The 18644-nt window shown below is 30.9% G+C and carries 23 protein-coding genes and 1 pseudogene; 9 read left to right on the top strand and 15 right to left on the bottom strand.

Annotation, left to right across the window (positions count from 1 at the left end):
- Positions 1 to 76 precede the first annotated feature (76 nt).
- On the top strand, positions 77 to 1051 hold the full coding sequence (locus ACKGJI_RS10730) for a phosphagen kinase (protein WP_458700302.1): 975 nt from the start codon (positions 77 to 79) through the stop codon (positions 1049 to 1051).
- On the opposite strand, the gene ACKGJI_RS10725 is transcribed toward ACKGJI_RS10730, so the two are convergent.
- Genes ACKGJI_RS10725 through ACKGJI_RS10705 form a run of 5 tightly spaced genes read right to left on the bottom strand, consistent with a single transcriptional unit; the run spans position 1048 to position 3890 of the window.
- A complete protein-coding gene (locus ACKGJI_RS10725; protein ID WP_458700301.1) occupies positions 1048 to 1479 on the bottom strand; it encodes a DUF411 domain-containing protein in 432 nt (143 codons plus the stop codon). The genes ACKGJI_RS10730 and ACKGJI_RS10725 overlap by 4 nt on opposite strands.
- A complete protein-coding gene (locus ACKGJI_RS10720) occupies positions 1476 to 1772 on the bottom strand; it encodes a c-type cytochrome (RefSeq protein WP_458700300.1) in 297 nt (98 codons plus the stop codon). Before ACKGJI_RS10720 ends, ACKGJI_RS10725 begins: the two co-directional genes overlap by 4 nt.
- A gap of 51 nt (positions 1773 to 1823) precedes the next feature.
- Positions 1824 to 2972 carry a sensor histidine kinase gene (locus ACKGJI_RS10715; protein ID WP_458700299.1) on the bottom strand — a complete coding sequence of 383 codons (1149 nt, stop codon included), beginning with the start codon at positions 2970 to 2972 and terminating at the stop codon, positions 1824 to 1826.
- Positions 2953 to 3609: a response regulator transcription factor gene (locus tag ACKGJI_RS10710; RefSeq protein ID WP_458700298.1), complete on the bottom strand. Its 657-nt coding sequence runs from the start codon at positions 3607 to 3609 to the stop codon at positions 2953 to 2955. The genes ACKGJI_RS10715 and ACKGJI_RS10710 overlap by 20 nt, the downstream gene beginning before the upstream one ends.
- A 44-nt stretch (positions 3610 to 3653) precedes the next feature.
- Entirely contained in the window at positions 3654 to 3890 is a 237-nt protein-coding gene (locus ACKGJI_RS10705) for an SHOCT domain-containing protein (RefSeq protein ID WP_458700297.1), read from the bottom strand.
- 109 nt (positions 3891 to 3999) lie between these two features.
- Between ACKGJI_RS10705 and rdgB the strand changes: the two genes are divergently transcribed.
- The 6 genes from rdgB (at position 4000) to nspC (ending at position 9447) form a co-directional block, all read left to right on the top strand.
- A complete protein-coding gene (gene rdgB, locus ACKGJI_RS10700; RefSeq protein WP_458700296.1) occupies positions 4000 to 4590 on the top strand; it encodes an RdgB/HAM1 family non-canonical purine NTP pyrophosphatase in 591 nt (196 codons plus the stop codon).
- Between the two features lie 12 nt (positions 4591 to 4602).
- Positions 4603 to 5817, top strand: a complete 1215-nt coding sequence (locus ACKGJI_RS10695; protein ID WP_458700295.1) for a saccharopine dehydrogenase family protein — start codon at positions 4603 to 4605, stop codon at positions 5815 to 5817.
- Between the two features lie 73 nt (positions 5818 to 5890).
- Positions 5891 to 6229: a DsrE family protein gene (locus ACKGJI_RS10690; RefSeq protein ID WP_458700294.1), complete on the top strand. Its 339-nt coding sequence runs from the start codon at positions 5891 to 5893 to the stop codon at positions 6227 to 6229.
- Positions 6193 to 7047 carry an SDR family NAD(P)-dependent oxidoreductase gene (locus ACKGJI_RS10685; protein WP_458700293.1) on the top strand — a complete coding sequence of 285 codons (855 nt, stop codon included), beginning with the start codon at positions 6193 to 6195 and terminating at the stop codon, positions 7045 to 7047. The genes ACKGJI_RS10690 and ACKGJI_RS10685 overlap by 37 nt, the downstream gene beginning before the upstream one ends.
- 19 nt (positions 7048 to 7066) lie before the next feature.
- Entirely contained in the window at positions 7067 to 8353 is a 1287-nt protein-coding gene (nhaA, locus tag ACKGJI_RS10680; protein ID WP_458700292.1) for a Na+/H+ antiporter NhaA, read from the top strand.
- Positions 8350 to 9447 (top strand): carboxynorspermidine decarboxylase, encoded by a 1098-nt coding sequence (gene nspC / locus ACKGJI_RS10675; RefSeq protein ID WP_458700291.1) that lies wholly within the window; start codon positions 8350 to 8352, stop codon positions 9445 to 9447. The genes nhaA and nspC overlap by 4 nt, the downstream gene beginning before the upstream one ends.
- A 28-nt stretch (positions 9448 to 9475) precedes the next feature.
- On the opposite strand, the gene ACKGJI_RS10670 is transcribed toward nspC, so the two are convergent.
- A complete protein-coding gene (locus ACKGJI_RS10670) occupies positions 9476 to 9862 on the bottom strand; it encodes a DUF6858 family protein (protein ID WP_458700289.1) in 387 nt (128 codons plus the stop codon).
- A gap of 284 nt (positions 9863 to 10146) precedes the next feature.
- Here ACKGJI_RS10670 and ACKGJI_RS10665 point away from each other — a divergent pair, with 284 nt between their 5' ends.
- Together ACKGJI_RS10665 and ACKGJI_RS10660 are read left to right on the top strand one after the other, a co-directional pair.
- Complete coding sequence (locus tag ACKGJI_RS10665) at positions 10147 to 11880, top strand: IS1634 family transposase (RefSeq protein WP_458700290.1); 1734 nt, start codon at positions 10147 to 10149, stop codon at positions 11878 to 11880.
- A 77-nt stretch (positions 11881 to 11957) separates the two neighbouring features.
- A pseudogene (locus tag ACKGJI_RS10660) lies at positions 11958 to 12476 on the top strand (type III PLP-dependent enzyme domain-containing protein); the annotation flags it as partial.
- 28 nt (positions 12477 to 12504) lie between these two features.
- Here the strand turns inward: ACKGJI_RS10660 and ACKGJI_RS10655 are convergent.
- The 9 genes from ACKGJI_RS10655 to ACKGJI_RS10615 all read right to left on the bottom strand — a co-directional run bounded on the left by ACKGJI_RS10655 (position 12505) and on the right by ACKGJI_RS10615 (position 18633).
- Positions 12505 to 12891 (bottom strand): DUF6858 family protein, encoded by a 387-nt coding sequence (locus ACKGJI_RS10655; protein WP_458700289.1) that lies wholly within the window; start codon positions 12889 to 12891, stop codon positions 12505 to 12507.
- A gap of 261 nt (positions 12892 to 13152) precedes the next feature.
- A complete protein-coding gene (locus tag ACKGJI_RS10650; protein WP_458700288.1) occupies positions 13153 to 14277 on the bottom strand; it encodes a cytochrome d ubiquinol oxidase subunit II in 1125 nt (374 codons plus the stop codon).
- Positions 14278 to 15807: a cytochrome ubiquinol oxidase subunit I gene (locus tag ACKGJI_RS10645; protein WP_458700287.1), complete on the bottom strand. Its 1530-nt coding sequence runs from the start codon at positions 15805 to 15807 to the stop codon at positions 14278 to 14280. It abuts the gene before it with no gap.
- A 9-nt stretch (positions 15808 to 15816) separates the two neighbouring features.
- A complete protein-coding gene (locus ACKGJI_RS10640; protein ID WP_458700286.1) occupies positions 15817 to 16023 on the bottom strand; it encodes a DUF4492 domain-containing protein in 207 nt (68 codons plus the stop codon).
- 1 nt (position 16024) lies between these two features.
- On the bottom strand, positions 16025 to 16390 hold the full coding sequence (locus ACKGJI_RS10635) for a NifB/NifX family molybdenum-iron cluster-binding protein (RefSeq protein WP_458700285.1): 366 nt from the start codon (positions 16388 to 16390) through the stop codon (positions 16025 to 16027).
- An 8-nt stretch (positions 16391 to 16398) separates the two neighbouring features.
- Positions 16399 to 16740 (bottom strand): NifB/NifX family molybdenum-iron cluster-binding protein, encoded by a 342-nt coding sequence (locus ACKGJI_RS10630; protein WP_458700284.1) that lies wholly within the window; start codon positions 16738 to 16740, stop codon positions 16399 to 16401.
- Positions 16737 to 17615: an ATP-binding protein gene (locus tag ACKGJI_RS10625; protein ID WP_458700283.1), complete on the bottom strand. Its 879-nt coding sequence runs from the start codon at positions 17613 to 17615 to the stop codon at positions 16737 to 16739. Before ACKGJI_RS10625 ends, ACKGJI_RS10630 begins: the two co-directional genes overlap by 4 nt.
- The gene (locus tag ACKGJI_RS10620; protein WP_458700282.1) at positions 17612 to 18463 is read right to left on the bottom strand and encodes an ATP-binding protein; all 852 of its coding nucleotides are present in this window, start codon (positions 18461 to 18463) and stop codon (positions 17612 to 17614) included. The genes ACKGJI_RS10625 and ACKGJI_RS10620 overlap by 4 nt, the downstream gene beginning before the upstream one ends.
- Positions 18460 to 18633: a hypothetical protein gene (locus tag ACKGJI_RS10615; RefSeq protein ID WP_458700281.1), complete on the bottom strand. Its 174-nt coding sequence runs from the start codon at positions 18631 to 18633 to the stop codon at positions 18460 to 18462. The genes ACKGJI_RS10620 and ACKGJI_RS10615 overlap by 4 nt, the downstream gene beginning before the upstream one ends.
- Positions 18634 to 18644: the final 11 nt, after the last annotated feature.

Here is an 18644-nt window from a genome sequence, read left to right as displayed (position 1 = left end):
AAATTTAATTAAGATATATATTACCCTAATTAAACTTTAGGTACAATATAGTACAAAAAAAACAAAGGGAGAAATCATGTCATCATTGATGAAAAAGTATTTAACAAATGAGGTTAAAAAAGAGTTGCAAGATAAAAAAACTGCTTATGGATATACTCTTGATAAGCTTATCAATTCTGGCTTAAAAAATCCTGATAGCTCTATTGGAGTTTATGCAGGAGATAAAGAGAGTTATGATTTGTTTTCTGCTCTGATGGATCCAATCATACAAGAATACCACAAATTTAGTGGTGTGCATAAAAGTGATTTGAGTCCTTTTGAAGTAGGTGATTTTGATAATCCTTTGGTAATTTCAACTAGAGTTAGAGTAGGAAGAAATTTAGCTGATTTCCCACTTGGAACAAATATCTCAAAAGAGCAAAGATTAGAAGTTGAAAAAAAAGTAAAAGACGCGCTTAGCAATCTTACATGTAAAGGTACATACTACTCTTTAGAAAATTTGAGTGATGATGAAAAAGAGGAGCTTGTAAAAGAGCATTTTTTATTTAAACAAGGAGATAGATTTCTAAAAGAGGCTGGATTAAATAATGATTGGCCAAGTGGCAGAGGGATTTTTTTAAATGATGATAAAACTTTTTTAGTTTGGATAAATGAAGAAGACCAGCTTCGTATCATTTCTATGCAAAAAGGCGGAAATTTAAGTGAAGTATATAATCGCTTGGTTAAATATATCAAAGAATTAGAAAATACTCTAAACTTTTTATATCATGAAAAGTATGGATACATAACAAGTTGCCCAACAAACCTAGGAACTGCTATGCGAGCTAGTGTACATGTAAAACTTGAGAAATTATCAAAAGACATGGATAAACTAAATCAATTAGCCAATAATTTTGACCTTCAAATAAGAGGTATAGATGGAGAACACTCTAACAGTAAAGATGGTATATTTGATATAAGTAACAAACGAAGATTGGGAGTTAGCGAAAAAGAGTGCATAGAAACTCTCTTTTTGGGTATTAAAGAGATTTTAAAAGAAGAGGCAGTTTAATGCCTCTCGTAAATTACCTGTGAGCCATCTTTTTTGATAGCTATGATATTATAAGGCATTTTTTTATTGCCCATTTCCATACCAGGGCTTCCTATTACCATGCCAGGTACACTAAGAGCTATAATGTCTTTTGGTTTTTCTTCTAATAATCTCTTAATAGCAGAATAATTAACATGACCTTCTATGACATAGCCTCCAATAAATGCAGTATGGCAAGAAGCTGTATCTCTAGTGATTCCACTTTTCATTTTTAAAGCATCAAAATTATCTTGTACTATAGTTTTTATATTAAAGCCTTTCTCTTTCATTTGAGCAATCCAATTTGTACAACATCCACAATATGGTGTTTTGTATACGACCATGTCTTTTGGCATTTCAGCGTAGCTAAACGATAGTGCAAAGCTTAATACAAGTAGCAATTTTTTCATTTTAGTTCCTTTATGTGTTGTGCTAATTTATCTATAAGATTATCTGGCACATTTCTCATTTGCATTTTCATAATATTTCCATAGCCATAATTATCAAGTGTACCTTTTTTGTATTCTTTTAGCATGTAAACCAAAGATTTTTTGTCTAGTCTTGAAATAGGCTCAACTACATTCATATACTTTTTTTCACCTTTATACCCATGACAAAATTTGCATGAGTTATAAAGAGCATCTCCTTGAGAGTCTGCAAGTAATAACTTTGTTAGTATTAAAATAAGTGCTATTTTTTTCATAGCGTAATTCTACATTTTTCTTGTGTAATTTGCGTGGAGAAATTTTGAAGTTTAAAATTTTAAAATAAATTTGCTTCCTTTGTTTTTTTCACTGATAATGTTTAATTTTATGTTATATTGTTTAACTATACTATTAACGATATCAAGTCCAATTCCAAAACCACCAATCTCATCATTTGCTCTGTAGTATCTTTCGTGTATTTTGTTTAGCTTCTCTTTTTCTATTCCTACTCCATTGTCTTCAATGATTAGTTCATTTTCACTCAAAGATATTTTTATGTGTCCATTTCTTTTTGTATATTTAAGAGCGTTGGATATTAGGTTGTTAATGAGTCTTGTAAAATCTTCTTTATCAATTTTGATTAAAGATTGTTTTATTTTAGATTCAATTGAAATATTTTTTTTCTTAGCAAGTTTATTGAAAAATTCTAATTCCTCTTTTAAAATAGCAGATATATCTAAAAGCTTAATCTCTTTTTTTATATTATTTTTTAGAGTTATATATGTTAAATCTTTATATAAATTTGATATCTTTTTAGCGCTTAATTTTATAACCTCTTTGTTGCTCTCATTTAGCTCACTATTGGTGCATAACAAAATTGCTGATATTGGTGTATTTAGCTCGTGAGTTGTATCTTTTATAAATTTATTTAATTTTTCTCTTTGGCTTTGGATAGGATATATAAAAAGTTTCGCTAGATAAAAACCAACAAATGCTGTTACAAAATATCCAATAATTGTTATCAAAATAATTTTATTTTTTAAATTTTTAAGGATTTCTTTTAAATAATTCTCTTTTATCACCACATATGATACTGCTAGATGTTCAGATGATCCAGTGTCAACGAAGAACAGTGAATTGTTTTGTTTTATAATATTTTTTGTCAAATCAATGTCTTGTTTGAATTCTTTATAAATAGCTCTTTTCTTTTTATCAAAAAGTCCATATTCAAAACCTGAATCAACCTTTAATTTTTCTAAATCTAAATTTAATCCTTTCATATGGGCTTGAATTATCTTACTAGCCAATTTGCTTGCATTTATTTGCATTTTGGATATGACTAATTCCTCTTGGTTTTTACTACTAGTATAATAAAAAAGCCATGCTATGATAGAAATCAAAAACAGTGCTAAACCTAGATATAAACCTAAAAAACCGTAAAAAGTTCTTTTTTCCTCTTTAGTTAAGACTATATCCAACTCCTTTTATTGTTTTTATTATATTTTCTCCTAAGATTTTTCTGAGGTTTTTTATATAAGTTCTAACAGTTGAATTTGTTGGAATGTCTTCATATGCCCAAATATTGCAACATAATTCATCTACAGATATTGTTCTGTTTTTATTTTTTATAAAATATTCCAAAATTTGTGATTCTTTTTTTGATAATGTAAATATTTGATCTTCTACATGTAAAGATAAATTTTGAAAATTGTATGAAATATTTTCAGAAATTTTTTCTACATGTAAAGATTCTATTTTACACAATCGTTTTATATTATTGATCCTGATTTCTAACTCTTCAAACTCAAAAGGTTTTTTAATATAATCATCACAACCACTTAAAAATCCCTCTTTTAAATCTTCTGTTTCATTAAGTGAAGTTATGAAAATAGCAGGAGTATTGATGTTTTGTTTTCTTAAATCCTTGAGCAATTCAAAACCGTTTATATTTGGTACATTGACATCAAGAAGTAGTAAGTCAAAACTTTTTGCATACAAAATATCTTGAGCTTCTTCCCCATCAAACAAACTCTCTACCTCATAACCTTTTTTTAGTAAAAAAGAGCTAATTATCTCATTTAAAATTTCATCATCTTCTAGTAATAGTATTTTCATAAAAATATTGTATCTTAACTTTATTTAGTTTTATATGTAAAGAATCATTGATTTAAAATTTGTTTTTTTGAAAGATACTCTTCTTCAGAAATCTCGCTGTTTGCAAATCTTTTTTTTAAAACATCTAAAGCATTATCTTCTTTTGGTTGATAATTATTGTTATTTTTAAAAAAACCAACCAATAAAAATCCTACTATTAAAATCAATATCCAAAACATAAATCCTCCTCCCATGAAATTTCCCATATGGCCCATGCCATCCCAGTTTCCTTGATTTAACATTTTATATCCTTTTCATTTGTATGACGAATTATATATTTTTAAGATGGAATAAATGTGGAATCTTTTATATAAAAATGATAAAATATCTTTTTACATGTAAAGGATATTTGTGAAGATTATATTGGCAAGTTCAAATCAAGGTAAATTAAAAGAGTTAAAAGCTTGGATGGAAGATTTTGATGTTTATGCTTTTAGTGAAGTGATGACTCCTTTTGAGATTGTAGAAGATGGAGATAGTTTTAAAGAAAATGCTCTTATAAAAGCAAGGGCGGTTTATGAAGCGCTTGATGATAAAAGTGCAATTGTTATGAGTGATGATAGTGGCATAAGTGTAAATGCGCTAGGTCATACTCCAGGGATTTATAGTGCAAGATATGCAGGAATTAATGCAAGTGCTAAAGATAATCTAAATAAACTTCTTGAGACATTAAAAGATAAGGGGATTAAAAAAACACCAGCTTATTATACAGCGTCTATTGGTATAATTTGTGATAGAGGTGAGTTTTGCGTGCATGGTTGGATGTATGGAAATGTTATTGATGAAGCTAGAGGAAATAATGGCTTTGGATATGACCCTATGTTTATACCACTTGGATTTGATAAAACTATTGGTGAGTTAGATGAGAGTGTAAAAAAAGAGTTGAGCCATCGCTCAAAAGCGCTAGCTTTGGCTAGGATTATATTAAACACATTAAAATAAGGTGATATAGTAATGGGAAAAATTTTAATAATAGGTGCAGGTGGAGTTAGTAGAGTTGCTACGAAAAAATGTGCTATGAATAGTGATGTTTTTAGTGAAATTACTTTGGCAAGTAGAACAAAATCAAAGTGTGATAAAATTGCCAGTGAGATACAAAAAGAGCTTAATATAACAATAAATACAGCAAGTGTTAATGCAGATGATACTGAGGAGTTAGTTGAGCTTATAAAAAAGGTAAATCCAGATTTGGTTTTAAATGTAGCTCTTCCTTATCAAGATTTAACTATTATGGATGCTTGTGTGAAAACTAATGTTCATTATGTAGATACTGCAAATTATGAGCATCCTGATGAGGCGAAGTTTGAGTATAAGCTTCAATGGGCAAAAGATAAAGATTTTAAAGATGCTGGAATTATGGCTCTTTTAGGGAGTGGTTTTGATCCAGGAGTTACTAATGTATATTGTGCGTATGCACAACAATATCTTTTTGATGAGATAAATTACATAGATATACTTGATTGTAATGCCGGTGATCATGGATATCCTTTTGCTACAAATTTTAATCCAGAGATCAATTTAAGAGAAGTTAGTAGTAATGGAAGATATTGGGAAGATGGCAAATGGATTGAAACTAAGCCAATGCAGATAAAAATGGTTTGGGACTATCCTGAAGTTGGCCCAAAAGATAGTTATCTTTTATATCATGAAGAGATGGAAAGTTTGGTTCAAAATATCAAAGGACTAAAAAGAATAAGATTTTTTATGACTTTTGGTGAGAGTTATTTGACTCATATGAAGTGTTTAGAAAATGTAGGAATGTTAGGAATTGAGCCAGTTAAACATAATGGCATGGAGATAATTCCAATGGAATTTTTAAAAACTTTACTTCCTGATCCTGCTAGTCTAGGCCCAAGAACAGTTGGAAAAACCAATATAGGCTGTGTTATTAGTGGATTTAAGGACAATAAGCCTAAAAAAATATACATTTACAACACTTGCGACCACCAAGAGTGTTACCGTGAAACTGGAGCACAAGCTGTTAGTTATACAACAGGAGTTCCAGCTATGATTGGCTCTAAAATGATAATGAAAAGCATTTGGAGCGGCAAGGGAGTTTTCAATATGGAACAGTTTGATGCAAAACCATTTATGGAAGAGTTAAACAAGCAAGGACTTCCTTGGAAAATTATAGAAATGGATCCAGACGAAACCTACGAAGTAAAATAAAAATATGGGCTGAAATATTCAGCCCAATCTCCAAAAATCAATTATGTTATAATTTATAAAAAAAGGTACTACTATGAAAAATGAACTTATGGTTGTTTGGACGACTGATAATAAAGATACAATAAAAAACATGGTGTTTTTATATACTCTAAATGCAAAATTAAAATCTTGGTTTGATGAAGTCACTTTGTTGATTTGGGGAGCTTCACAAGAGATTTTAAAAGAGGATGAAGAACTTCAGGCTAAAATAAAAGAGATGATAGACGCTGGAGTGAAAGTTGTAGCATGTAAAAAGTGTGCCCAAAATCTTGGTTTGGAGGATAGCTTACTCTCTTGTGGGATAGATTTGTTTTATACAGGAGAGCTTTTGAGTGATTGGGCAAAATCTGGAAAACCTTTGATGACTTTTTGATGAATATACTTATCACTGGTTGCTCTTCTGGCATAGGCTATTTTTGTGCTAAAGAGTTAGATAAATGTGGATTTAATGTTTATGCTACATGTAGAAGTCAAGAAGATGTTGATAGATTGCAAAGGGAAGGTTTAAAAGCCCATAGACTAGATTTAAACGATTCAAATAGTATAAATGAAGCGCTTGATTGGATAGTTAAAAAGAGCAATTCAAAAATCGATATTTTATTTAATAACGCAGCATTTGGTCAGCCAGGAGCCGTTGAAGATTTAAGTAGGGAAGTTTTAAAAGAGCAGTTTGAAACAAATGTTTTTGGAACACAAGAACTTACAAATCTAGTAATTCCAATAATGAGAAAAAATGGTTTTGGAAGGATTATTTATAATTCATCAGTTTTAGGTTTTATATCGATGAAATATAGAGGTGCATACAATGCAAGTAAATATGCAATTGAGGGTTTGTGTGATACACTTAGATTGGAATTAAAAGGAAGTGGCATTGATGTTGTTTTGATTGAGCCAGGTCCAATTAGAAGTGCTTTTAGAAAAAATGCATTGCAAAAATTTAAAGAAAATATCGACATAAAATCAAGTGTACATGTAAAAGTGTATGAGCAAACTTTAAAAAGATTACAAAACAAGGGTGATGCCCCTTTTACTTTGGGAGAAAAGGCTGTTTTTGAGGTACTATTAAAAGCTATAAATTCTAAAAAAGTTAAACCAAGATATAGAGTAACTTTTCCTACAAAGTTATTTTGGTTTTTAAAAAGGGTGCTAAGTTCAAGTTTTTTAGATAAAATTCTATATAGAATTGATTAAATAATTAAAAGGATAAAAATTGACTAGATATGTAGAAGCTTTGAGCGATTTTATATCAAAAGAGTCACTAAGTGGACTTTTGCTTTTTGGTGCAACTTTGCTTGCAGTGATTGTTGCTAATTCTCCTTGGTCTCAAGAGTATTATGACCTTTGGCATATGCATCTTGGTGTTACTCTTGGAGGTGCAACCGTATCTATGAGTTTAACTCAATGGATAAATGATGGTTTAATGGCACTCTTTTTTCTTATGGTTGGCTTGGAGATAAAAAGAGAGTTGCTTATTGGTGAACTATCTAGTGTAAAACAAGCTTCATTTCCAGTCGTAGCAGCAGTTGGAGGTATGGTAATACCTGCATTGATTTATGTAGGTCTTAATGCTTCTAGTCCAATAGGCTTTGGAATACCAATGGCTACTGATATCGCTTTTGCGCTTGGAATACTTCTTTTGTTAGGAGATAAAGTAAGTCCTACTTTAAAGCTATTTCTTGTTTCTTTGGCTGTGGTAGATGATTTGGGTGCAGTTTTAGTAGTAGCGACTGTTTATACAAGTGAAATACATAGTATTTATTTTCTACATGTAGCAGTTATTTATGGGATTATTTGGGGTATTAAAATAAAAGGCGTTAAATCTCTTTGGCCATATATGATATTGGGAGTTTTCCTTTGGGTATATATACACGCTATTGGAATACATGCAACGATTGCCGGAGTATTGCTTGCATTTGCAATTCCTATAAAATCAGAAGTTAAAGAAAGAAATTTTATCAAATTTACAAAAAAAGCACTAGATGAATTTGAAAAAAATATAGATGAAATACCTATACTAAATCATAAGCAAATTGATGCGCTTGAAACTATCGCTACTGGCTATGATAAAGTTCAAAATCCATTAGTAAGATTAGAGCATCTGCTTCATGGTTTTAGTGCATATTTTATTATGCCGGTTTTTGCATTTGCAAATGCAGGAGTGATGATAGATTTTAGCTCAGTTAGCGAGCATATATTTGTTGTTCTTGGAATCTTTGTAGGATTGGTAGTAGGAAAACCAATAGGCATAATTGGTTTTACATATATCATGTCTAAACTAAAGATAGTTAGCAAACCAGAAAATATATCTTGGAATGAAGTTATAGCAGTTGGATTTTTAGCTGGTATTGGATTTACTATGTCTATTTTTATAACTAGCCTTGCTTTTGCAGATGAGAGTTTAATCGCAGCTGCTAAAATCGGCATCTTTGGAGCATCTTTTGTAGCAGCTATCATAGGAGTTGTTATGCTTAGTAGTGTTGCTAAGAAGAAGAAATGAAAACACCATATTATTTATGTGAAGAAAAGCTTCTTCGCAAAAATTTAGAACTTTTAAAATATGTCAAAGATGAGAGTGGAGCAAAGATACTCCTTGCTTTAAAGGGCTTTGCATTTAGTGGCTTGGCTGATTTGGTAAGCGAGTATCTAGATGGTTGTACATGTAGTGGTTTGCATGAAGCTAAATTTGCAAAAGAGTATTTTAAAGGAGAAATTCATACTTTTTCTCCAGCTTTTAAAGATGATGAAATAGATGAGATAGATACACTCTCGCAACATGTTGTTTTTAACTCTTTTTCGCAGTTAGAAAGATATAAAGATAAGATACAAGGCTCAATCGGTCTGAGAGTGAATCCTGAAGTATCATCAGCACCTGTTGATTTGTATAATCCTTGTGGGCTTTACAGTAGGCTTGGAATTACAAGAAAAAATTTTCAAAAAGATAAAATTGAAGGAGTTGAAGGACTTCATTTTCATGCTCTTTGTGAACAAGATGCAAGTGCCTTAGAAGAAGTTTTAAAAGCTTTTGAAGAAAAATTTGGTGAATTTATACCAAAAATGAAGTGGATAAATTTTGGAGGAGGGCATCATATAACAAAAAAGGGCTATGATGTAAAAAAACTTATAAAACTCATCAAAGATTTTAAAAGTAGATATGATGTACAAGTTTACTTAGAACCAGGAGAAGCTGTGGGCTGGGAAACAGGTTCGCTACATGCAAGCGTTCTTGATATCGTAGACAATGGTATGAAAATAGCCATACTAGATAGTTCAGCAGAAGCTCATATGCCTGATACTCTAGCTATGCCATATCGCGCAGAAGTAAGAGGAGCAGCAGAGCCAAATGTAAAAAAATACACTTATAGATTAGCTGGCAATACTTGTCTTGCAGGTGATATCATGGGGGATTATAGTTTTGATGAGCCTTTAAAAGTAGGAGATAAAATCATCTTTGAAGATCAAATTCACTATACGATTGTAAAAAATACAACTTTCAATGGCATAAAACTTCCTGATTTAAGAGTTCTTAGAGAAAATGGAGAAATTGATCTAATAAGAGAGTTTGGATACGAAGAGTATAGAAGGAGAAATTGAAACCCTCAAATCAATGAGGGTTATGTTTTTAGTTTTTGATTTCCATTATCCAGCTCTGTAAAGTTATATGAGCTTCAGCATTTGGTACTTCAAGAATACCCAATTCAAATTTATCTTCAAATTCACTTATTCCGATAGATCTAGGTTTTACAGCCATAATTTTACTTGATGGGATATCTTTACCTAAACAAAACACCAAGTTTTTTGCACCAATCAGTCCTTCTTGTGCAGTACCATTGTTTTTTTTACAATGTTCAAACTGATCAAATATAGCTATAAAAGTAGCAACAGGATTTTCTTCTATTTTGTTTCTTAAAAAAGTTATGATTTCATCTATGTGTTTATATTTAATTTCACTTTTTAGTACTTCTAATGTACAAACTGGATACTTTTCTTTAAATAACATTCTTTTCATAAAAAGCCTTTTTATAAATTTAAACTACAATTATATATTTTTATTATTATAATTATAGTTGAAATATATATTTATGAAAAAATTTTAAGAAAGAATACAAAGAGAAGTTATACTTCTCTTTGTATGTCAAATTTATTTGATATTGTCCTGACTTAGGACAAAAGCACTACATCAATAACCAAAAAATTCCTTAAAATAGGGCTATAATTTTTTAGTAAAAATTGTAGTGCCTAGTTATTATTGATAACTTCTAATATTTACTAAAATATGCTATACTTCTTTTTATGTTTATAAGAGTAAAAAGTACGCCGAATAGTCCAAGAAAATCAGTACAGATTGTTAATTCTCAGCGAATAGGTTCTAAAGTTAAGCAAAAGATTATAAAACATGTGGGAGTTGCACTTGATGATAATGAACTTCAAGAGTTAAAATCACTTGCTGTTTCCATTAAAGCAGAGCTGGAGTCTAAAAATCAACTGCCACTCTATTCTCCACAAGAGATAGAAGATATGGAGAATCGTGCTAGTGATAGAAAAGATAAAGAGTTTGCAAATAGAGAAAAAGAGGTCAATAGAGAAGATTACGATGTAAATCTTCTTGATATGCTAGAAGAGGATAGGATTATTAAAGGTATTCATGAGATATATGGAAAACTTTATGATGAAATCAATTTTAAAAGTATTATTCCTAATGCAACTAGACATGTTGCAATATCTAAAGCACTTAAAGAGATAGTATTAGCAAGAGTTGCAAATCCTGATTCTAAAAGTGCTAGTGTAGATATGCTTGCTTCAAAGTTTGGAGTGAATCTCAATCTAAAAACTGTTTACCGCATGATGGATATGATAGATGATAAACAGATAAAAAAACTAAATAAACTTGTACTTACTCAAACGAAATCACTACTTGATGATAAAATAGATGTTATCTACTTTGATGCAACTACCCTTTACTTTGAAAGTTTTAGTGAGGATATAGATAATCCAGAAGATGCAGAAGAGGCAATCAGAAAAAATGGATACTCAAAAGATGGTAAGTTTAATCAACCTCAAGTAGTACTTGCACTACTTGTAACAAAGCAAGGACTACCTGTAGGGTATAAAGCATTTAGTGGAGATACCTTTGATGGTCATACAATAATACCTTCACTTAAAGAGATAGAAGATGAGTTTAAAGTAGATAAGATTGTATATGTAGCAGATGCTGGAATGTTTAATAAAACAAATTTAGAAGAGTTTGATAAAAATAAAAATATGACCTATATCGTAGGTGCTAAAATAAAGACTATGGCAAAAACATATAAAGAGCAGATATTAAAAACTGATGATTATACAGAACTTAATGATGATACTAAAATAAAGACTCTTGATTATAATGGTAAAAAACTTCTTATCTCATACTCTAAAAAAAGAGCAAAAAAAGATAAGCATGATAGAGAAAAGGCTATTAGTAAACTCAAAAAGAGATTAGAAAACTCAAAGTCTGTAAAATCTCAATTATCCAATAATGGATACAAAAAGTATCTACAACTAAAGAGCAGTGATAAAAACAGGTCATGTGATTTATCTATTACCCTTAATGAAGAGAAGATAGCAGAAGATGCAGCATGGGATGGATTAAAAGGTATTATTACCAACAATGAAACTTTATCCAATGAAGAACTGATTCATCAATACTCAAATCTATGGCAAGTAGAGGAGAGTTTTAGAATCACAAAACATGATTTAAAAATAAGACCAATCTATCACTGGAAGCCTAGTCGTGTAAAAGCTCATCTTGCTATATCTTTTATGGCATTTACACTAGTTAGATATTTAGAATACAGAATAAGACTACAATATAAAAAACTATCCCCTGAAAAAATACGACAGATACTTCTTAGTATACAAACATCTATACTGTATGATACTGCTACAGACAAAAAGTTCGCAATGCCTTCAAGGGTATCTGACGAAGCTAAAAAAATTTATAAACTCATGGAAGTTCCAATAACAACTAGACCATCAATATTAAAATAATCAATCCAATGTAGTGCCTAAAATAATTTTCAAACTCCGTAATATAGGCTTTTCTTTGGAATTTATGTCCTAAGTCGGGAGGAGGGCATCATATAACAAAAAAGGGCTATGATGTAAAAAAACTTATAAAACTCATCAAAGATTTTAAAAGTAGATATGATGTACAAGTTTACTTAGAACCAGGAGAAGCTGTGGGCTGGGAAACAGGTTCGCTACATGCAAGCGTTCTTGATATCGTAGACAATGGTATGAAAATAGCCATACTAGATAGTTCAGCAGAAGCTCATATGCCTGATACTCTAGCTATGCCATATCGCGCAGAAGTAAGAGGAGCAGCAGAGCCAAATGTAAAAAAATACACTTATAGATTAGCTGGCAATACTTGTCTTGCAGGTGATATCATGGGGGATTATAGTTTTGATGAGCCTTTAAAAGTAGGAGATAAAATCATCTTTGAAGATCAAATTCACTATACGATTGTAAAAAATACAACTTTCAATGGCATAAAACTTCCTGATTTAAGAGTTCTTAGAGAAAATGGAGAAATTGATCTAATAAGAGAGTTTGGATACGAAGAGTATAGAAGGAGAAATTGAAACCCTCAAATCAATGAGGGTTATGTTTTTAGTTTTTGATTTCCATTATCCAGCTCTGTAAAGTTATATGAGCTTCAGCATTTGGTACTTCAAGAATACCCAATTCAAATTTATCTTCAAATTCACTTATTCCGATAGATCTAGGTTTTACAGCCATAATTTTACTTGATGGGATATCTTTACCTAAACAAAACACCAAGTTTTTTGCACCAATCAGTCCTTCTTGTGCAGTACCATTGTTTTTTTTACAATGTTCAAACTGATCAAATATAGCTATAAAAGTAGCAACAGGATTTTCTTCTATTTTGTTTCTTAAAAAAGTTATGATTTCATCTATGTGTTTATATTTAATTTCACTTTTTAGTACTTCTAATGTACAAACTGGATACTTTTCTTTAAATAACATTCTTTTCATAAAAAGCCTTTTTATAAATTTAAACTACAATTATATATTTTTATTATTATAATTATAGTTGAAATATATATTTATGAAAAAATTTTAAGAAAGAATACAAAGAGAAGTTATACTTCTCTTTGTATGTCAAATTTATTTGATATTGTCTTCAAAATGATCAATATTTATAGAGACAAATTTGTATGATACATATATCAAAACTGGCCAACTAGCGTACCAAATCATTCCAGCTGTGTAACTTATAGGTTCCATTTTTTCTCCTTAATAGTGATGCTTATCTGATTGGATTTCTTCAGATGTAATCTTTGTTTTATCCATAGATCTCCATACTAGGATGATGTATCCTAAAACAATAGGAACCATGAGTGAAACATAACTCATAGCACTTAGCGTGTAGTGAGAGCCTGAACTGTTTTCTATGCTTAGTGAGCTTTGGATGTTGCTAAGAGATGGATAAATAGCTGTATGATTAAAACCCAGTAAACAAAATAGACTAAGTACAACTAAGACTGTTCCAATTCCACTAAACCAAATGCCTTTTTTACTCTCTTTGAACAAAGACACAAAGATAGCATATAAAACCATCAAAGTTCCGGCTAAAAAGAGTAGAAGTAAAATTGGGTTTGCTAAAAAATTTAATAAGAATTTATATTTTTCTATAAAAAATCCACTTTCATTATATGAAAATCCACTCATCATTAAAAGCATAATAGCAAGTAAGATAAAAAATCCTACAAAAAATATAGAGTCATATCTTAGTTGTTTTCTAGTTTGATTTTCTATGTTAGCATCGTCTATATTGTTTAGAAAATATATACTTGCTTGAACTCTTGCTAGGAAAAATACAGTAAATCCAAATACAACATTAAAAGGATTTAAAACTGCTTCTAACCCTCTACTTGAAAGTGTCCATGAGGATAAATTTAACTCATTTACTATAAAATTTCCTCCGCTAAAAAGTGTTCCCACAGCTATTCCTATGAGAATTATGCCTAAGCTTCCATTGATATAAAGAAAAGTTTCAAAAGTTTTTTGACCTAGAAAATTATCTGGTTTTTTTCTATATTCGTAAGATACAGCTTGAATCACAAAACAAAAAAGTATAGCCATCCAAACATAGTATGCTCCTCCAAAACTAACAGCATAAAAAAGTGGAAAAGCAGCAAATAAAGCTCCGCCAAACATAACTAAAGCAGTAAATCCAAGCTCCCATTTTCTTCCTAGCGATGCTACTAGCATATCTTTTTGTTCTTCATTTGTTGCAATTTTATTAAGAAGTGTTTGTCCTCCTTGAACAAATGTAAGAAAAACAAATAGAGCACCTAAAAGTGAAACTAAAAACCACCAATATTGTTGTAGTGTTAAATAAGATAAAGTTTCAAACATTTATGACTCCTTGTAACCAAGTTTTATCTGTGTTATCATTATCTTTATTTCTGCTATCAAAAGGGCTGTAAATACAATCGCAAATAAAGACATTGTAATAAGAACAGATGTAGTATCTAACTGAGAAGTTGCAACACCTACTGGGAGCATTTCTTCTATAGCCCATGGTTGTCTTCCAACTTCAGCAACTATCCATCCAACTTCTCCTGCAAGATATCCTAGAGGTATTGAAAATATAGCTGCTTTGAAAAGTAGATTTTTTCCTTCTATTTTACCTGTCATTGAAAGATATAATAGCAATAAAAATAGACCTGCAAACCAGCTACCTAGTCCTACCATTATGTGAAAGCTATAAAAAGTAATTCCAACAGGAGGTATAATTTGTTCTGGTTTTTTTAAGTAACCATATCCCAAATATTTTTCATAAGTTCTAAAATCTTTTAAAGCAGTTTTAGAAGCTTCTAAATCATTTTTTTGTTTTGCTTCTTTATAAGCTTTAAGAGAGTTTATTGCAATTTTACCATTTTTTATTTTTTCATTTGCTGGAAGTATGTTGTGCTTTTTATCTCCTAAAACAAGTTCATTTATACCAGGAACAAAAGCATCTATATTTCTAAAGCCTAAAAAAGAGAGAGCATATGGAATTTCTATCTTCCAAACAAATTCATCTTGTGTTGTATTGCCTATTTTTTTGTCTGTATTTAACTGACCAATTGCAACTATGCCAGCTCTTTTATGGCCTTCATATAGACCTTCCATGGCTGCAAGTTTTGTCGGTTGTTTTAGGGCAACTTCGTGAGCTGATTCATCTCCTGTTATGATTAAGAAAATAGATACCAAAAGTCCAAATGAAGCACCAACAATGATACTTCTTTTAGCAAACAATACATCTCTTTTTTTAAGTAAAAACCATGAACTAACTCCAACAACAAAGAGTGAACCCATGACATAACCACTACTTACAGTATGTAAAAACTTTGATACAGCTACAGGGTTGAAAAGAACATCAAAGAAGCTTCTCATCTCAAATCTTGCAGTATCTACATTAAACTCCATACCAACTGGATTTTGCATCCAACCATTTGCTACTAGTATCCATAAAGCAGATAGGTTTGAGCCAATCGCAACTAACCAAGTAGAAAGAAGATGGATTTTTTTTGAAACTTTATTCCAGCCAAAAAACATAATGGCAAAAAATGTAGATTCCATAAAAAATGCCATAATTCCTTCGATGGCTAAAGGAGCTCCAAAGATATCTCCTACTATCCATGAGTAGTTTGACCAGTTTGTACCAAACTCAAACTCCATGATAATACCAGTTGCAACACCGATTGCAAAGTTTATAGCAAAAAGCGTCATCCAAAACTTAGTTATTTTTTTCCACTCAGGATCATTAGTCTTAACATATAATGTTTCCATGATAGCGACTATGAATGACAATCCTAGTGTTAAAGGAACAAACAACCAATGGTAAAGTGCTGTTAGGGCAAATTGACCACGTGAAAGTTCAACTAAAAGTGAGTTATCCATGGTATCTCCTTATTTTGTTATGTTTTCAATGACAAAGTTTGCTCTATCTTCGTCATTTGAAAACTTTGTTTTAAGAATATCTGGAAAGAAAAACAGTTTTAGTATAAAGAAAAAAACAAAAAGTTTTATTCCCACAACTAACCATAGTTTCTTTCCAACTTTCATACTTTTAAATCCGCTAATATAAAAATCTAGAATTTTTTTAAAAATATTCATTTTAATTATGAGAACAAGTTCCTTGTCCCTCTAGTTTTTGTAATTTTCCATCCAAAAATAACTTTATACTATCTTGTACAGTTGGGCTAACTTGATCAAAATATACATCAAGTCCTGCTTCAGCAAATCCTTGTGCAGGACGCCCACCAATGCCTCCAACAATTAGTGCATCAGGGTTCAAGCTTAAGATATTTGTAATAGCATTGCTACAAGCTCCAGTTGTATGACCTGGGTTTTGTACGCCTTCAACATTTTTTATAATACCATCTTCGATTGTCACGATTGTGTAAAATCTTGCTTTACCAAAGTGTGCTCCTCTTTTACTTAAATACCCTTCATTTTCATTTGTTGGAAAAACCAATCTCATTTTATCTCCTAAAATTGTAATTTCAATTCATTGTTTTTATAAGCTTCATAAGCCTCTTTAAGACTCATACCACCAGCACCTATGTACATTTTCACATTTGATTTACTTAATACTTGTAATGCTTTATCTCCTGCACCATTGCCTGTTATGATAATGTCTGGATTTAAATCAAGAACTTTTTTTGCTATTTGAAGTCCTGCTCCATGTCCCATATCTTTTACTTCTGCGTTAGAAACACCTTTAAGACTGCTATTTTCTTCATCAAATATGACAAACATTTCACATCTTCCAAATCTCTCATCAATCAAACTATCCCAAGTTTCACCTTTTGCGGTAAACACTATCTTCATGCTATTTTCTCCTTTATTTTATTCCAACTATTTTTTATTAAATTTGATAGATTACTATCATCTTTTAATTCTACTATCGGTTTTGCTTTGCTTAAAGCTTTTGTAAAAGTTTCATCATATGGAAGTTTTTCTATCACTTTTACATTTTCTTTTTCTAAAAAATCTTCTATTTTTTTACTCATATCAACATTTAAATCAAATTTATTTATGATACAAACTGCTTCTAAGCTAAAAGTTTTAATAAGTTTTAAAACTCTTTGTAAATCGTGAAGTCCGCTTACAGTTGGTTCAGTTACTAAAACCACCAAACTTGCTCCTCCAAGACTAGCAATTACAGGACATCCAATACCTGGGCTTCCATCTGTTATAATTATCTCTTTATTTTCATTTTTTGCTACTTCTTTTGCTAAAGTTTTAACTCTAGCTACAAGTTTTCCTGAGTTTTCTGCTCCAAAACCAAGTTTTGCATGAACCATTTTTGCATCATTTTTTATTTTAGATATAAAAACATCTCCTGCTTTTTGAGTCTTCATTTCAATTGCATGAGTAGGACAAACTCTACTACAATAGTGACACCCCTCACAAGAAATTGAATCAACTATATGTTGTCCATCTATAACGTCAATTGCTTCAAATCTACATACTTCAGCACATTTTCCGCAATTTATACAAATTTCTTGGTCTATTAGAGCTACTTCACCACTATAAAAATCTTCTTGGTTATCAAAATTTGCATCTAAAAGTAGATGCATATTAGCAGCATCAACATCACAATCGCAAATAATTGCATTTTTACCTTCAAGATATGCAAAAGAAGCACTTATGGAAGTTTTTCCTGTGCCTCCCTTTCCTGAAATTACAACTATTTCTTTCATTTTATATCTCCTATAAATGAAACAATTTCATCCAGAGATTTTTGAAAATGTTCAATTTTATTATAAATTAATTCGCCTTTTGAGTATAGTTTTGCAACTTCTTTATCATTTTTTATTTTTGTAATTATTGGTATATTTTCTCTTAAGCAATACTCTTCAACTTTATCATCACCAATTCCATGTCGATTTATAACAACTCCAAAATTTTTATCTAAAACTCTCATTGTCTCAACGGCAAGTTCTAAATCATTTAATCCAAATGGTGTTGATTCAGTTATGAGTATGACAAAATCGCTCTCTTTTGAAGCTTCTATGACAGGACAGCTAGTACCAGGAGGCGCATCATATATTTTTAGATAATCATCAAATCTTTTATCAACGTATTTTATTACTCCAGATATAAGAGGTACAGCCATTTCTTGGCCCAAATCTAATCTACCCTCAACAAAAGGGAAATATTCTGTTTTAAATTCTCTTATTTGACCAATTTTTGTAGGATTCATAGGAAGTGAATTTGTAGGGCAAAGTTCGCTACAAGCATAACAACTATGACAAAGTTGCTCAAAAGTTAAAATTTCACTTGGGAGTGCAACTATTGCATTAAAAGCACAAACTTTTGCACACTCTCCACATAAAGTACAACTTTCTTTTTCCCACTTTGGAACCATTTTATGAAAATCCATTTCTTCAACAAGTTTGCTTTCTAAAAACAGTGCAGAATTTGGCTCTTCCACATCTAAATCAGATAATACAACTTTACTTCCCATGGAAAATATATAAGATGTTAAATTTGTGGAAATGGTGGTTTTTCCAGTACCACCTTTTCCACTAGCTATTGTGATTTTCACTGAAGAGCTCCTCTTCGATTAGCTCCTTTTCCTCTACCATTGCCTCTTCCATAACCTTCGCCATTACCTCTACAAGGATTTGGATTTTGGTTTCTACCACCTCTTTGACCCATTCCTCTACCGTCTAAAAAATTATTTTGTCTTCTTTCATTCCTGCAACCATTTCTCATTTAATTTCTCC

Source organism: Sulfurospirillum sp. 1307, from assembly GCF_054408545.1.
This window is presented reverse-complemented; position numbering and strand designations above follow the sequence as displayed.

Coding starts and splice junctions, on each gene's coding strand:
- ACKGJI_RS10730 (WP_458700302.1), top strand. CDS start 77: ATGTCATCATTGATGAAAAAGTATTTAACAAATGAGGTTAAAAAAGAG.
- ACKGJI_RS10725 (WP_458700301.1), bottom strand. CDS start 1,479: ATGAAAAAATTGCTACTTGTATTAAGCTTTGCACTATCGTTTAGCTAC.
- ACKGJI_RS10720 (WP_458700300.1), bottom strand. CDS start 1,772: ATGAAAAAAATAGCACTTATTTTAATACTAACAAAGTTATTACTTGCA.
- ACKGJI_RS10710 (WP_458700298.1), bottom strand. CDS start 3,609: ATGAAAATACTATTACTAGAAGATGATGAAATTTTAAATGAGATAATT.
- ACKGJI_RS10705 (WP_458700297.1), bottom strand. CDS start 3,890: ATGTTAAATCAAGGAAACTGGGATGGCATGGGCCATATGGGAAATTTC.
- ACKGJI_RS10695 (WP_458700295.1), top strand. CDS start 4,603: ATGGGAAAAATTTTAATAATAGGTGCAGGTGGAGTTAGTAGAGTTGCT.
- ACKGJI_RS10690 (WP_458700294.1), top strand. CDS start 5,891: ATGAAAAATGAACTTATGGTTGTTTGGACGACTGATAATAAAGATACA.
- nspC (WP_458700291.1), top strand. CDS start 8,350: ATGAAAACACCATATTATTTATGTGAAGAAAAGCTTCTTCGCAAAAAT.
- ACKGJI_RS10670 (WP_458700289.1), bottom strand. CDS start 9,862: ATGAAAAGAATGTTATTTAAAGAAAAGTATCCAGTTTGTACATTAGAA.
- ACKGJI_RS10665 (WP_458700290.1), top strand. CDS start 10,147: ATGTTTATAAGAGTAAAAAGTACGCCGAATAGTCCAAGAAAATCAGTA.
- ACKGJI_RS10655 (WP_458700289.1), bottom strand. CDS start 12,891: ATGAAAAGAATGTTATTTAAAGAAAAGTATCCAGTTTGTACATTAGAA.
- ACKGJI_RS10650 (WP_458700288.1), bottom strand. CDS start 14,277: ATGTTTGAAACTTTATCTTATTTAACACTACAACAATATTGGTGGTTT.
- ACKGJI_RS10645 (WP_458700287.1), bottom strand. CDS start 15,807: ATGGATAACTCACTTTTAGTTGAACTTTCACGTGGTCAATTTGCCCTA.
- ACKGJI_RS10640 (WP_458700286.1), bottom strand. CDS start 16,023: ATGAATATTTTTAAAAAAATTCTAGATTTTTATATTAGCGGATTTAAA.
- ACKGJI_RS10635 (WP_458700285.1), bottom strand. CDS start 16,390: ATGAGATTGGTTTTTCCAACAAATGAAAATGAAGGGTATTTAAGTAAA.
- ACKGJI_RS10630 (WP_458700284.1), bottom strand. CDS start 16,740: ATGAAGATAGTGTTTACCGCAAAAGGTGAAACTTGGGATAGTTTGATT.
- ACKGJI_RS10625 (WP_458700283.1), bottom strand. CDS start 17,615: ATGAAAGAAATAGTTGTAATTTCAGGAAAGGGAGGCACAGGAAAAACT.
- ACKGJI_RS10615 (WP_458700281.1), bottom strand. CDS start 18,633: ATGAGAAATGGTTGCAGGAATGAAAGAAGACAAAATAATTTTTTAGAC.